Origin of the sequence: Pseudarthrobacter sp. NPDC055928 (genome assembly GCF_042270935.1) — a bacterium.
Taxonomy (GTDB): domain Bacteria; phylum Actinomycetota; class Actinomycetes; order Actinomycetales; family Micrococcaceae; genus Arthrobacter.
Genome location: NZ_JBHJZH010000004.1, coordinates 135,582 through 148,535, shown reverse-complemented (window position 1 = coordinate 148,535; position 12,954 = coordinate 135,582). Strand labels below are relative to the sequence as shown.

Genomic DNA, 12,954 nt, shown 5'->3' with positions numbered 1-12,954 from the left:
ATGGCAATAGAAGAAGATTCGACCGGAGGCCCGGCGCTGCCGGAAGAGTTGCCCGCGGGCGGCATAACAGCCACCGCCGTCAGCCGGAAGTTCGGGCAGGTGCACGCCGTTGAGCACATGGACTTCCATGCTCCGGCGGGTAAGGTGACCGCGCTGATCGGTCCCAACGGGGCCGGCAAAACTACGCTGCTGCTGATGCTGGCATCCCTGCTGGCGCCGGACTCCGGCACCGTCAGCGTGGGCGGCCTCGACCCGCAGCGGGACCGGGCCGCGGTCCGCAGCAGGATCGGCTGGATGCCTGACACGCTTGGCGTGTGGGAGTCCCTGACTGCGCGCGAGATCCTGACCCAGATGGCCCGTTTCTACCGGCTTCCCGCCGCAGGAATTGGCGGGCGCGTCGTGGAGATGCTGGACCGTGTGCGGCTGGCCGACCTCGCCGACCAGCCGGCCCGCGTGCTCTCACGCGGCCAGCAGCAGCGGCTCAGCCTGGCACGCGCCCTGATCCACGACCCGTCGGTTCTTCTCCTCGACGAGCCGGCGTCCGGCCTCGATCCGGGGTCCCGCGTTGAACTGCGGATCATGCTGCGCCAGCTGGCGCAGGAAGGGAAGGCCGTGGTGGTCTCCTCCCACGTCCTGAGCGAACTGGACGAAATTGCCGACGGCGCCGTCTTTGTTAATAAGGGCCGCACCGTCAGGCAGCAAACCACGGAAGAGGCCCATGCCGCCGGGCGCCGGTACGCGATCTCAGCCACTGACGGCGGGGCGCTGGCAGCGAAACTCACAGAATTGGGGCTTGCCTTCCGGGTAGGGGATGGCCGCCGCCCGGCGGTGAGCCTGCTGCTCCTGAACGACGACGACGCCGCGCGGCTCCTGCGCGAGCTCGTGCTCGCCGGCGTCCCGGTCAGCTCTTTCGCGCCCGCTTCGGGTGCCCTGGAAGAGACCTACATGAATCTCGAGGGGGAGCGGCGATGAGCCAGGTGACCGACACACAACAGCAAACCGCCGTAACCGGCCGTGCAGCTGGCTACGCCGCCGGCATCAAGGACGTAGTAGTCCTGGAACTGAAACAGCGCCTCCGCTCCCGCGGTTGGTACATCATGCTGGCCATCTGGTTTCTCCTGACCGGCCTGGTGACGTGGCTGACGTGGGCCAGCTGGAACGCCACCCAGGCTGCGCAACGCTCGTATTCGGACTACGTGCCGGAGCAAACCGGCCCGGGGTCCATGATCTTTGAAGTCGTGCTGGCATTTGTGCTGCTCTTCGCGCTTTTGGTGGCTCCGGCGCTGTCCGCGAATGCCGTCAACGGTGACCGCGCGGGAGGCACGCTGGCCATCCTGCAGGTGACGCTGCTGCGGCCCGGACAGATACTTTGGGGCAAGTTCTTCGCGGCGTGGTTCGCGGCGCTTGCCTTCCTCGTTGCCAGCACGCCGTTCCTGGTGATCGGGGTGGCGCTCGGCGGCATGACGCCCGGGCACGTCGTCGTGGCGTTGCTGATGCTGGCTGTTGAGGTGGGAGTCGTCTGCGCCGTCGGCGTGGGGATCTCGGCGCTGGCAGGGCGGCCGTTGTTTTCCATCGTGGTGACGTACCTGGCGGTGGCGGGACTGGTGATCGGCACGCTGATCGCCTTCGGGCTGGGAATGGGCCTCACGCAGGGAACCATCATGGCCAACCAGCCGGAGTACCGCCAGTACCAGCCGCTCAGCAACGGGCCCGTGGAGCCGGAATACACCTGTGCCGGGCCGCTGCGCGAGCAGCCGGCCCCGCGTACCGAGCGTGTGGCCTGGTTCCTGGCAATGAACCCGTACGTGGTGGTGGCTGACGCCATTCCTTATCCCGTGCGGACGGGAGAGCAAGGCTTTACCTCCGTCGGAGCCATCGAGAACGTCAGCCAAGGAGCGCGGTACGCCATGGCGGGCCCGGAGGGGACCTACCCCTGCGCCAATGGCGAGGTGAAGTCACGCTATCTTGCCCAGCAAACGCCTCTGTGGCCGCTTGGGCTCGGCTTGCAACTGGTGCTGGCCGGCCTGCTGCTGTGGCTGGGCTGGCGTTCGCTGCGGACACCGGCCCACAGGCTGGCGCGGGGAACCCGCATAGCCTGACTTCTCCTCTGGACAGGGCCTGCCCGGCGGATCAGGATGGGATCAGCCGGCGAACCCGCCGGCGTCCGCCGGGGCTGGGGCTGTCCATCGGATGTGGGGCTTCGAACTGTGGCTGAGGACGAACGGCAGCATGCGGACCGAACCAGCGAGGAGCCTGTCTATGAGGCCATTGGTCCCGGCTGGAATTCCGGAACTCTAGGGAGCGAGGACGACGCCGACTGGGCGCCTCAGCCCGCCGGCCTCGCACGGGTGGCACTCAGCCTGGCAGTAGGGGACTTGCTGGCATCCTTCCGGGCCGTGCGGTTCTGGCTGGTGGCTGTGGCCGTGCCGCTTGCCACTTCTCTTTTCGCCCTGGCGCTCCTTGGCGTGGCCGCCGCCCCTGCCGAAATGCAGCCGGAAGAGGCCCGGTGGTTTAGCCATTTGCTCGCTGCTGCCCTGATGCCCGCGTCCTCGGCCCTCCTTGCGGTGCATTGGGGACTCCTGGGACGCCAGCGGCTGTCCGGGCTAAGGCAGCCAGGGGACCTGGATCCAGGGCCGCTGGCCCCTTTTCTTTCCGTCGCCGCGCGGGGGCTCGTTGTAGCTGCGATCGCACTGATCGTGCTGGTGCTGCATGCCGGCATTGCAGGAGTCTCAGCTGCCGGCACGGCTGGCGCGTCCGCCGGCGTGGTCGCCTTGGAGTTCGCAGTCTTTGGAGCTATCGGTGCCGGCGTTTCGGCGTTGCTCCGCCGCCGACTGTTGGCGGTGCTAGTCGGCTGGACTGTGGCTGGAGCCCTTGTGGCGGGGAACGCTGTGGCTGTTTGGGCCTTGATGCCCGCCGTCCGCGCCGACGAACCCGTCACGGTTGCCATAAATGTGGTTTGGGGGTCCGACGGTACGCGGGATGCATATGAGTGCTCGACCGAACTCCTAGGCCTCGCCGAGGTTTTTCACACGGAACGGATTGTGTGGCTGGTGGCGGCCAACCCCGTGGTGATGTTTGCGATGCTGGCTTCTGGCGGCGAGACCGGAGAGGAAGGTCTGGGCTGGATGCCCGGTGCCCTCCAGGAAGCTGCGGACGGTACGACAGTCCCCTGTGTCAACGCCGAGCCGCGTACCAAGGACACCGCCCGGATGCCTTTGGAAGTGATCGGGCTGTGCACCCAGGGTGTCGTGGCCGGGGCCTTCCTGGCTGGCGGCCAGTTGGCTGCCCGGCGCAGGGGCGGTTCAGGCGATTGATTGCTGTGGATTGTCCAGGCGAAAATTCAGCAGTGGGTAGCCCTTGCCGGCCGTTTCCCGGTCTGCCGGGGCTGCCGTGTCCTGCTGGAAGCCCAGGCTCTGGAGGAGCTTGATGGATGGAGTGTTTGGTTCATAGGCCCCCGCGACGATGGTGCTCATCCTCCGCTCCGAGAAGAGCCAGCCGACCAATGCCCCGGCAGCCTCGCGGCCGTACCCCTGACGGTGATAGTCGGGATGCAGGACGTAACCCAAAGCCGAGTGCCGGGCGGGAAGTTTTCCCTGGGAAAGCATCCCGGCGGAGGTCAGTTCGATGCTGTTCCAGGTCCGGGCGTCGCCAATAACGTCGCCGGACTCCCGCAGCGTGACGGCCCAACCGTAGTTGAACCACTCGGCGGTGGATGCCTTGCGCAGCGCCAGCAGCTCCGCCAGCCTCTCGTCGTTTGCCGCCGCGGTGAGGGGACCGTGGGACAGGTAGCGGGTGGCGGACGGGTCGCTGCGGAAGCGGTGAATGGCAGCGGCATCCGATTCCTCAACCAAGCGCAGAATGAGCCGCTCGCTGACCAGCGGCACGATGTCTTCCGGGATCATGGCATCTGTCCAGTCATTAGCTGAGCGCGTTGCGTCGGCCCTCGAAGGCGCGGCCCAGGGTGACCTCGTCCGCGTACTCCAAATCGCCGCCCACGGGCAGCCCGGATGCGAGGCGGGTGACCACAATGCCGATGGACTTCAGCATCCGGGCCAGGTAGGTGGCCGTTGCCTCACCTTCCAGGTTGGGGTCGGTGGCGATGATGACCTCCTGGATGGCGCCGTCGTTCAACCTGGTCAGCAGTTCCCGGATCCGGAGCTGTTCCGGGCCAACACCGGCAATCGGATTGATGGCTCCGCCCAGCACATGGTAGCGGCCGCGGAATGACCGCGTGCGCTCCACGGCCAGGACGTCCTTGGACTCCTCGACCACGCAAATCACGGAAGGATCGCGCCGGATGTCCCGGCAGATGTTGCAGAGCTCCTGCTCGGTCACGTTGCCGCAGACGGTGCAGAACTTCACGCGTTCCTTCACCGTGGTGATGGCGTCCACCAGGCGTTTCATGTCTTGAGGATCGGCTTCGAGGATGTGGAACGCCAGCCGCTGCGCGGACTTGGGCCCCACTCCGGGAAGGCGTCCAAGCTCATCAATCAGCTCCTGGACCGCACCTTCGTACACGTTTTCCTCTTTAGCTTGGCTTGGATGATGGGCGAATCAGTGGTGCACGCTACGTGGCGAGCCGTTGTGGGGCCGTCAGTAACGGGGAGGCAGCGGGCTGCCATCCAGGGAGCGCTCCTCGATGAGCTTCCCGCCCAGAATACGCTCGATGGCGGCGCGCCCGAAGACACCCGATTCCTCGATGGTTTCGTCATCCGCACTGGGGATATCCTGCACGTCCGGAACAGCGGCCGCGACGGCCCGCGACGGCGCCTTGGCCCGCCCGGCCTCCGCTTCGGGACTGTTGGACAGCCGCTGGTAGAGGCTCTGCCGGGCGGCGGCCGCAGCCGGGGTGGTGGCAGGAGAGGGTTGCGGAGGCGCGGCCTGCGGGGCCGAAGCGGCCATGGCGTATTCGCGCACCGGTTCCGCGGCGGGTTCAGCGGCGGGGATTCCGGGGGTGGAAGGCCCAAAACCACCTGGCCCGGGAGAGGAAGGGGCGGCTACGGGTGCGGCCACTGGAAGTCCCCAGTCGTCCACTGCTTCGGGCGCTTGCGGGGCCGCTGCAGGCTCTGGGGCACCAAGCTGGGCAGCTGGAGCCGTCTGGGGAATCTGTGCCGCGGCGGGTTCGTAGTCAGGCGGAGGGCTGGTGGTGACAGCCGTGGTGTCCGCTCCGGCAGGAGCCTGGCTTTTACCGAGGTTGGTTTCAGTGCCAACCACCCAGACACCCGGCGCCTGTTCCACGGCGCGGGTCCACGGATCAGGCGCGGCGGCTGCTGGAGCCGGACCTGAAGAGGCATGGACGCCTGACGCCGTCGAACTGGCCTTTTTGGCGGTTTTGGGGGCGCGCTTGCCGCCGGGCAGGTCACTGCTGTCAGAAGCAGGGCCAGCTGGGGTGCGCCGTGGTTCCACCGGCGCGGAGGGATCCCAGTCCATGGGAGGTTCCTCGTCCAAGGGCGGGGCATCTTCGTCGCGGGGCGGGCCCCAGTCGTCGTCGGAGTAGGCGTACGTGCCGGCGGCCTCGTCCTCCTGCACCGACGGCGGTGCGGGCACCGGGCCAGGCGCCTGCACCGATGCGTTCGCTGGCATGGCAGCCGCGGCGTGGATAGGTGCTCCCTGAGCTTCCGCCGGAGCAACAAACTGTTCGGCGGATGAAGGGACCGGTTCCGTTGGGACCTTGGCGGCAGGAACCGTTGCTGCGGTAACCGCCGGCGGCTGAACCGTGGCCGGAGGAGCAGGAACCGCAGACGCCGGAACGGTGGGCGCAGCGGCCGCGCTGGACGTGGCATTGTCCGGTGCGGGCGCGGTGTTGTCCGGGGCGGCGGGAGCGCCTGCGGGGGCGAGCCCCCAGGCGACATCTGCGGACGTTGCCGGGGCTACCCGGCTAGCGGGCGCTTTTGGGTTTGGCTCAGAGCTCGCTGGGCTGTTGTTGCCGCCCGCGACGGCCGTGATCTGGCAGTCGATGCCCACGGTTTTGTGGATCGCCTGGCGCAGGTTTTCCGAATGGTCGGCACGGCCGAATGCTCCCGCCAGCCCGGACGTGGTGAAGGCGAGGGTGAGTCCCTGGCCGTCGAAGGCTGCCACCTGGGCGTTGGGTTCCACCAGCGCCCAGGTGCTGCGCTTGATTTTCGACAACGTCTGGAGGATTTCGGGCCACGCGCGGCGAAGGACTTCGACGTCGGCGCCGGGCCGTCCGGTGGCAGCGGGGGCTTCCGCTGGCCGGGCTTCCGCCACAGGGGCGGCGGCGGGGGATTGCTGCACGGGAGCCTGCTGCGCCCGCGGTTGCTGCGCTGGCATTTCCTGGACCGGCGGTTGCTGCGCCGGCGTTTCCTGGACGGGCGGTTGCTGCGCCGGTATTTCCTGCACCGGTGTGCGGGGGGCTTCTGCTGCGGGGCCTGTAGAGGTCCGGCCGCTGGAGGGCTCATCCACCGGCCAGTCGCCAGTGCTGACCCGGGGTGCCGTCAGGGGCTGGCGGGCTTCGGCCGCTTGCGGCCGCTGCACCTGCTGAGGGGGCATTTCCTGGGAAGCAGCGGCGGCCGGCATGCCCTCCCCTGAACGGGCGGACGCTAGTGCAGCGGGAGCAGTGGCTGTAGAAGCAGCTCCGGCCACCGGTTGGGCGGATCCTGCGGGGGCGGGAGCACCGACGTCGTTCCCGGCGTAGCTGAGGCGCCGCTCCACGCGGTCGATCCGGGCGGCAATGCCGCGTTCGGTCTGTTCTGAGCTGGGCAGCAGAATGCGCGCGCACAGCAGTTCGAGGTGGAGCCTCGGAGACGTGGCACCTGTCATCTCGGTCAGTGCGGTGTTGGTGACATCCGCGGCGCGTGAGAGTTCGGCTGCTCCCAGGTTGTGCGCCTGGTTCTGCAGGCGTGCGATCTGGTCCGCCGGCATGCCTCGCAGGATGGTCTGGGCGCTTTCGGGCATGGCCTGGACAATGATGAGGTCGCGGAAGCGTTCGAGCAGGTCCTCGACGAAGCGGCGGGGATCGTGGCCGGTCTGGATCACGCGGTCCACGGCGCGGAAGACCGTTGCGGCGTCGGCGGCAGCCACTGCCTCGACGACGTCATCCAGCAGCGATGCATGGGTGTAGCCCAGGAGGGCGACGGCGAGCTCGTAGTCAAGGCCGTTCTGCCCGGCTCCGGCCATCAGCTGGTCCAGCACGGAGAGCGAGTCCCGGACCGAGCCTGCGCCGGCCCGGATCACCAGGGACAGGACCCCCGGAGCCACCGGGACGTTTTCCTGCCGGCACAGCAGTTCCAGGTAGGCCATGAGCGGCTCCGGGGGAACCAGCCGGAAAGGATAGTGGTGGGTGCGGGACCGGATAGTGCCGATGACTTTGTCAGGCTCGGTGGTGGCGAAGATGAACTTGATGTGCTCCGGAGGCTCTTCCACGATCTTGAGCAGGGCGTTGAACCCCGCCGAGGTGACCATGTGGGCCTCATCGATGATGAAGATTTTGTAGCGGTCCCGGACCGGGGCGTAGGTTGCCCGTTCGCGGAGGTCGCGGGCGTCATCGACGCCACCGTGGCTGGCGGCGTCGATCTCGATGACGTCAAGGGAGCCGGAGCCGCCGCGGGCCAGTTCAATACAGCTGGGGCAGACGCCGCACGGCGTGTCAGTGGGGCCCTGGGCACAGTTGAGGCAGCGGGCGAGGATGCGGGCGGACGTGGTTTTTCCGCAACCGCGGGGACCTGAGAAGAGGTAGGCGTGGTTGACCCGATTCTTCCGCAGGGCCGTCATCAGCGGCTCCGTGACATGTTCCTGCCCGATAACGTCAGCGAAGGAATCCGGACGGTATCTGCGGTATAGGGCGGTTGTAACAGTCACAGAGAAAACCCTACCAATCCGGGCTGACAATCATGATCCTGGGTGGGCGGCCACCCAGCGGGGAATAGTAAAGACCCCCCATGCACCCGCCAGAGCCCGTCTACCCTTGCTACCTTCCGGTCCTGGGGGAGTTCAACAGGATGACGCCACATGAGGGGCCGCAGATCAGTTTACCCGAACTTTTCGCGTGCCTCGAACCGGCCTTATTCCCTGGGCCAGCCGTCCACCGGCCAGCTCATGAAGGCGGGCTCCTCATAGGGGTGGGCGGCGCGCAGGGCCAACACGACCGCGTCCAGCACAGCCGCCTCGACCACGCATTCGATCCTGTCTTCAGCGACCTCGGTGGGCCGGTCCAGGTCTCCAAGAAAGGGTGTGGCCCCTGCCCGCGGTGTGAAACGCCCGGTTCCGGCCGTGACGAAAGAGCAGTGGGAGTAGTTTCCGATCCGGCCTGCCCCGGCGTCGCCGATCGCGGCCAGGACTGCGTGCGTATGGGTCCGGGGAACGTAGGCCACCAGGGTGTGGAGCTGTGTCATGGCTCTATCGTGCCAAAGGCGTCGAAGGTAATGGCAGGCATAATTCATTGCTTATCCGGCGGGCAGGCCTGAGTATGGGTATGTACACCGATTGGGGCAATCTCAAGATTGTGAGCTGCGGGGCCTGGCTGGAGGGCCGGACCCGGCAGCTCAACGGTGTTCCGGAGGAATGGACGCATTGGGGGCGTCCATTTTGACGTTAACGGGCACCCACCCTGAGGCCAATTGGGCGTTGCCGAAAAGTTCAGGTAGTCTAGTGTCTGCTTTTGATTCAGAAGCAGCTGGAGAATTCGCCTAGCGGCCTATGGCGCACGCCTGGAACGCGTGTTGGGTTAACGCCCTCGGGGGTTCAAATCCCCCATTCTCCGCCAGTCAAAAACCCGGTACTGATCATGTCAGGGCCGGGTTTTTGCATCCCCGAGTACTGCAGTCACTTGGCCCCATGCGCGTTGGGACCACCAGGCTTGCCCCGTCAGCCGGGGGTGTGGCCCAGCCTTCGGAGCCGCTGCCGGGCCGCCTGCTCGCTGGGTCCCGGCCCGCGCCCCAGGGCCAGATGCACGACGCCGAGAGTCACCCCGGTTGCCAGCTTGACCGGAAGGGGGAACGGGCCCAGCCGCGCCGTCCGGAGCCCCAGCATCTGCCGGTACCTGGGGTCGAGGCTGTAGACGGCTCCGGCAAACACCACTTGATAGCCCGGGCGCAGGAGCGGGTGCAGGGGCGGGTGGCGAATGAATTCAACAGTCTCGGCGACCCTGCTGTCAGACAGCAACTCCCCGCTTTCATACCAACGGTCCAGCTGCCGGTGCATGTCGGCCTCCGTGAGCGGTGGATCCTCAACCCCCATCAGCCGCCCGGCCTGGGCCCACTCGCGGACGTAGGCATCGGGGCCGCCCGGGATTTCGCCGCCCCAGATCTTGTGGGCCGTGAGGAAGGCATCGACGAAGGCCAGGTGGACCCAGCGGGCAGCCTCCGGATCATTCGCTGAGTAATGTCGCTCCGTGCCGCGCCCGTCCATGTAGTTTCCGTGGACAGGCTCGTGCAGTTGGCGGACACGGGCGGTGGCTTCGTCTGCGGCAGCCCTTGAGCCGTAGGTGACGGTGAAAATCCACCGGATGGTGCGGGCCAGCCGGCGCAACGGATCTTCGCGGAAGTCGGAGTGCTCGAGGATTCCCGCCAACGCGGCCGGGTGCAGAGCCTGCATCAGGAGCGCGCGGATGCCGGCCACGATGGGTGTCATGGAGCCATGCACCGCCCAGACAGCCGAGCCGGGCAGGTGATAGCCGGCGTCGTTTCCCTCCGCCAACCGCGGAACCCAGGCGGGCAGTACGTCAGGGCTGCCGGTGAACACGCGTTTGAGTTCCCCCTGCCATTCCCTGAGGAGATTGCGCATATCACCATTCTTACTCACAGCCCGGCGGGCAGCGGATGCACGCGCATATCCACAAAAAATCCGCAGTGTGCCGTGCCGGGGTTCACAGGCTCCGGGCTTTGTGGTCCCATGATGGGGTAAGCCCGTTCGGAGATCTGGGGTCTGACGGGCCAACCCGGGAGTCAACGAGTGGGCAATCATTGGGGATCCGGCCGCGACAAGGAGTCTGCGGGCCCCTGCGCTGTGGCGGTTCGCGCAATGGCCGCGAGTGTTGTTGTTGCCGTGTCCTTTTTTGCCTTGGGATTTCCTGGCGCCCCTCTCCAAGCCGGGAAGCCGGCGTCACCGGCCGGCAGTGTCAGCCTTCCCGGACTCGGAGGTGGTTTCCTCACGGACAGCAGGGCCCTGGTCCCGTTCAGCCGGACGATTATCACTACTGTCGCCAAGGATGGACGCGCCGAGCTGAACGTTGCCTCCGCCGGGCTCAAACGACCTCCGGAGGGGTCCCTGATGGCGCCCCTTGAAGTCCTCAGGCCGAGTTCGCCCTTTGGCTACCGGATCAGCCCCCTCTCTGGAGCGGCAGGGGACTTCCACCTCGGCCAGGACTATGCGGCAGGCTGCGGCACCAGGGTCTATGCGGCCGACGCCGGTGTTGTCCGCGCCGCCGGCTGGCATCCGTGGGGCGGCGGCAACCGGGTGGAGATCGATCACGGCAACGGGCTGATCACCACGTACAACCACTTGGAGGCGATCGCGGTCCGGGCAGGGGACTCCGTCCAGGTGGGCCAGGTCATTGCGCGGGTGGGTACTACTGGATGGTCCACGGGCTGCCACCTGCATTTCGAAACAATCCTTCGCGGCAAGCACACCAGCCCCCTGAACTGGACGCTGCTGCCCACCCGCCAGGTGGACGCGCTGGAGGACATCGCGATGGTCAGTTACGACGGCAAGGCATCGAGTGCTTCGGAGGGTCAGCGCTGGGCCATCCCGGTCGCCGCGGACCACTCCCACACCGTCCTCAACGGTGAACAGGAACTGGCTGAGGCGCCGGAACCGGAACCCGCGGCAGGGTCCACACCGGGAACTGCAAACACAGCCACTGCGGCGCCAACATCGACGCCGGCACCGTCGGGGTCGCCGACGGCGACACCGACAAACACAGCCACGGCTACGCCAACCACGACGGCGGCTCCCTCCCCGTCCGTGCCAACCTCGCCGACGTCGTCCTCCCCGTCCGGCACCAGCAGCGCCTCGCCCACGCCAACGACGACGGGCACCTCGTCGCCCGCTCCCACGGGGACATCACCGACGCCGGTGCCCACAGGAACCACCCCTGCGGCGACCGTTCCTTCGTCCCCGACGCCCACCTCCTCGATCCCGAGTCCGTCCTGGCCAACGCTGAAAGCCACGGCAACCCCGGCCGAGCCAACGGCGATCGAATCCTCGGCTGAGGCACCCACCCCAACTGAGCCAACGGCGCCGAAGATAACGCCCACTGCATCTACGGCCACGGCTCCAACGCCCACGGTGACGGAGCCTGCGCCGTAGAGACCCAGAGAACTCCCAGATTCCACCCGTACCCTTGATGGTTGGCAACGAATCACCCGCATGACCAACCCTTCAAGGACGGCGCTGTGACTTCCCTCCACACCATTCCCCTCACACTCAACGACGGTACTGAGACCCACTTCGGCCGGTTCAAGGGAGACGTGGTCCTGGTGGTGAACGTGGCGTCACATTGCGGTTTCACGCCCCAATACGCCGGACTTGAGACCGTCTACGAGAAGTTTCGGGACCGCGGCTTCGAGATCCTCGGAGTCCCGTGCAACCAGTTCGCCGGCCAGGAACCAGGCACCGACGGCGAGATCGCCGAGTTCTGCGAGCGGAACTTCGGTGTGACCTTCCCGCTCACGGCCAAGGCCAACGTCCGGGGCAAGGACCAGCATCCGCTGTATGCGGAACTGACAAAATTCAAGACCAGCGTGCTGCCCGGACTGGTGAAATGGAACTTCGAGAAGTTCCTGGTGAACCGCGACGGCGAGGTAGTGGCACGCTTCGCACCGACCGTCGAACCGGACTCCGCAGAAATTATTGATGCCATTGAATCGGCATTGGTGGCCTCTAATGTTCAAGAAGACCCGAGCGGGCATTACGGAACGTAATTCTTTGATCTTTTTCCAAGATGGCCTCGGCAATTTACCCAAAATTTGCCGAATGTCTGGTTGGATAAAGATTACTGATGGGTAGAAGGGAAACGCCGTTTCCCACCGACCACAAAGGCAGCAATGGAGCACATCGAGGCCGAGCACCCCCGGCCACGCCACTTCCTACTCCACCTGAGCGACCCCCACCTGATGGGAGGTCCAGACCCCCTATATGGCGCAGTAGACAGCGAAGCCAAGCTCATCCAGCTTTTCGACGAGGTCCGGGCATCCGGGGCACGGCCGGAGGCCGTCATCTTCACAGGTGACCTCGCGGACAAGGGCGACCCTGACGCCTACGCAAAATTGCGAGCAATCGTTGATCCTGCCTGCGAAGACATGGGCGCCAAGGTCATCTGGGCCATGGGAAACCACGACAACCGTGCCAACTTCCGGGCGGGGCTGCTGGACCAGCCAGCGAACGATGCCCCCGTGGACCACAGCTACTTCATCAATGGCCTGCGCGTGATCACCATGGATACGTCCGTGCCGGGATACCACCACGGGGAGCTGAGCGAATCCCAGCTGGACTGGCTGGCCGGCCAGCTGGACACCCCCGCCCCGGACGGCACTATCCTGGCGCTCCACCACCCGCCGGTCCCGTCCGTCCTGGATCTCTCAGTGCTGGTGGAACTGCGCGACCAAGCGAGCCTGGAGGCAGTGGTCCGAAACTCCGACGTCCGCACCATTCTCGCCGGGCATTTGCATTATTCAACCACTGCAAGCTTCGCCGGAATTCCCGTCTCAGTGGCCTCAGCGACCTGCTACACCCAGGATCTCAACGTGGCTGTCGGCGGAACACGGGGCCGGGACGGCGGCCAGGCGTTCAACCTGGTCCACGTCTACGAGCACACCATTGTCCACTCGGTGGTCCCGCTGGGCAGCACTCCCACTGTGGGCGAGTACGTTGCGCCTGAAATGACGGCAGCGCGCCTGGCCGCCGCGGGAGTCCGCATCCCCGAGAAAGCAAAGACCGCCGGAACCCTCAAGGTCGGACTCGGATCCAGGAGCTAGCGGGAGCCGCAGGCCTGGGCCA

At 66.5% G+C, this 12,954-nt stretch carries 11 protein-coding genes, 1 tRNA gene and 1 other RNA gene; 7 read left to right on the top strand and 6 right to left on the bottom strand.

Going from position 1 to position 12,954, the window contains the following annotated elements:
- The 3 genes from ACFC25_RS07445 (at position 1) to ACFC25_RS07435 (ending at position 3,314) form a co-directional block, all read left to right on the top strand.
- Positions 1–972, top strand: coding sequence for an ABC transporter ATP-binding protein (locus tag ACFC25_RS07445; RefSeq protein ID WP_337346965.1), 972 nt, complete (start codon positions 1–3; stop codon positions 970–972).
- On the top strand, positions 969–2,099 hold the full coding sequence (locus tag ACFC25_RS07440) for an ABC transporter permease subunit (protein ID WP_337351849.1): 1,131 nt from the start codon (positions 969–971) through the stop codon (positions 2,097–2,099). Before ACFC25_RS07445 ends, ACFC25_RS07440 begins: the two co-directional genes overlap by 4 nt.
- A 93-nt stretch (positions 2,100–2,192) precedes the next feature.
- Positions 2,193–3,314, top strand: coding sequence for a hypothetical protein (locus ACFC25_RS07435; protein WP_376044644.1), 1,122 nt, complete (start codon positions 2,193–2,195; stop codon positions 3,312–3,314).
- On the opposite strand, the gene ACFC25_RS07430 is transcribed toward ACFC25_RS07435, so the two are convergent.
- From ACFC25_RS07430 to ACFC25_RS07410, 5 genes are all read right to left on the bottom strand, one after another.
- Positions 3,303–3,902: a GNAT family N-acetyltransferase gene (locus tag ACFC25_RS07430; protein ID WP_376044643.1), complete on the bottom strand. Its 600-nt coding sequence runs from the start codon at positions 3,900–3,902 to the stop codon at positions 3,303–3,305. The genes ACFC25_RS07435 and ACFC25_RS07430 overlap by 12 nt on opposite strands.
- Before the next feature lie 16 nt (positions 3,903–3,918).
- Positions 3,919–4,518 carry a recombination mediator RecR gene (gene recR, locus ACFC25_RS07425; protein WP_337346961.1) on the bottom strand — a complete coding sequence of 200 codons (600 nt, stop codon included), beginning with the start codon at positions 4,516–4,518 and terminating at the stop codon, positions 3,919–3,921.
- A 75-nt stretch (positions 4,519–4,593) separates the two neighbouring features.
- Positions 4,594–7,818, bottom strand: a complete 3,225-nt coding sequence (locus ACFC25_RS07420) for a DNA polymerase III subunit gamma and tau (protein ID WP_376044642.1) — start codon at positions 7,816–7,818, stop codon at positions 4,594–4,596.
- A gap of 66 nt (positions 7,819–7,884) precedes the next feature.
- An RNA gene (ffs, locus tag ACFC25_RS07415) (signal recognition particle sRNA small type) lies at positions 7,885–7,981 on the bottom strand.
- 40 nt (positions 7,982–8,021) lie between these two features.
- Complete coding sequence (locus tag ACFC25_RS07410) at positions 8,022–8,351, bottom strand: hypothetical protein (RefSeq protein ID WP_376044641.1); 330 nt, start codon at positions 8,349–8,351, stop codon at positions 8,022–8,024.
- A 283-nt stretch (positions 8,352–8,634) separates the two neighbouring features.
- Here ACFC25_RS07410 and ACFC25_RS07405 point away from each other — a divergent pair.
- A tRNA-Ser gene (locus ACFC25_RS07405) sits at positions 8,635–8,722 on the top strand.
- A gap of 101 nt (positions 8,723–8,823) precedes the next feature.
- On the opposite strand, the gene ACFC25_RS07400 is transcribed toward ACFC25_RS07405, so the two are convergent.
- Positions 8,824–9,741 carry an oxygenase MpaB family protein gene (locus tag ACFC25_RS07400; RefSeq protein ID WP_376044640.1) on the bottom strand — a complete coding sequence of 306 codons (918 nt, stop codon included), beginning with the start codon at positions 9,739–9,741 and terminating at the stop codon, positions 8,824–8,826.
- 237 nt (positions 9,742–9,978) lie between these two features.
- Here ACFC25_RS07400 and ACFC25_RS07395 point away from each other — a divergent pair, with 237 nt between their 5' ends.
- The 3 genes from ACFC25_RS07395 to ACFC25_RS07385 all read left to right on the top strand — a co-directional run bounded on the left by ACFC25_RS07395 (position 9,979) and on the right by ACFC25_RS07385 (position 12,932).
- Positions 9,979–11,265 carry a M23 family metallopeptidase gene (locus ACFC25_RS07395; RefSeq protein WP_376044639.1) on the top strand — a complete coding sequence of 429 codons (1,287 nt, stop codon included), beginning with the start codon at positions 9,979–9,981 and terminating at the stop codon, positions 11,263–11,265.
- A gap of 86 nt (positions 11,266–11,351) precedes the next feature.
- Entirely contained in the window at positions 11,352–11,879 is a 528-nt protein-coding gene (locus ACFC25_RS07390; protein ID WP_376044638.1) for a glutathione peroxidase, read from the top strand.
- Between the two features lie 123 nt (positions 11,880–12,002).
- Positions 12,003–12,932, top strand: coding sequence for a phosphodiesterase (locus tag ACFC25_RS07385; RefSeq protein ID WP_376044637.1), 930 nt, complete (start codon positions 12,003–12,005; stop codon positions 12,930–12,932).
- Positions 12,933–12,954: the final 22 nt, after the last annotated feature.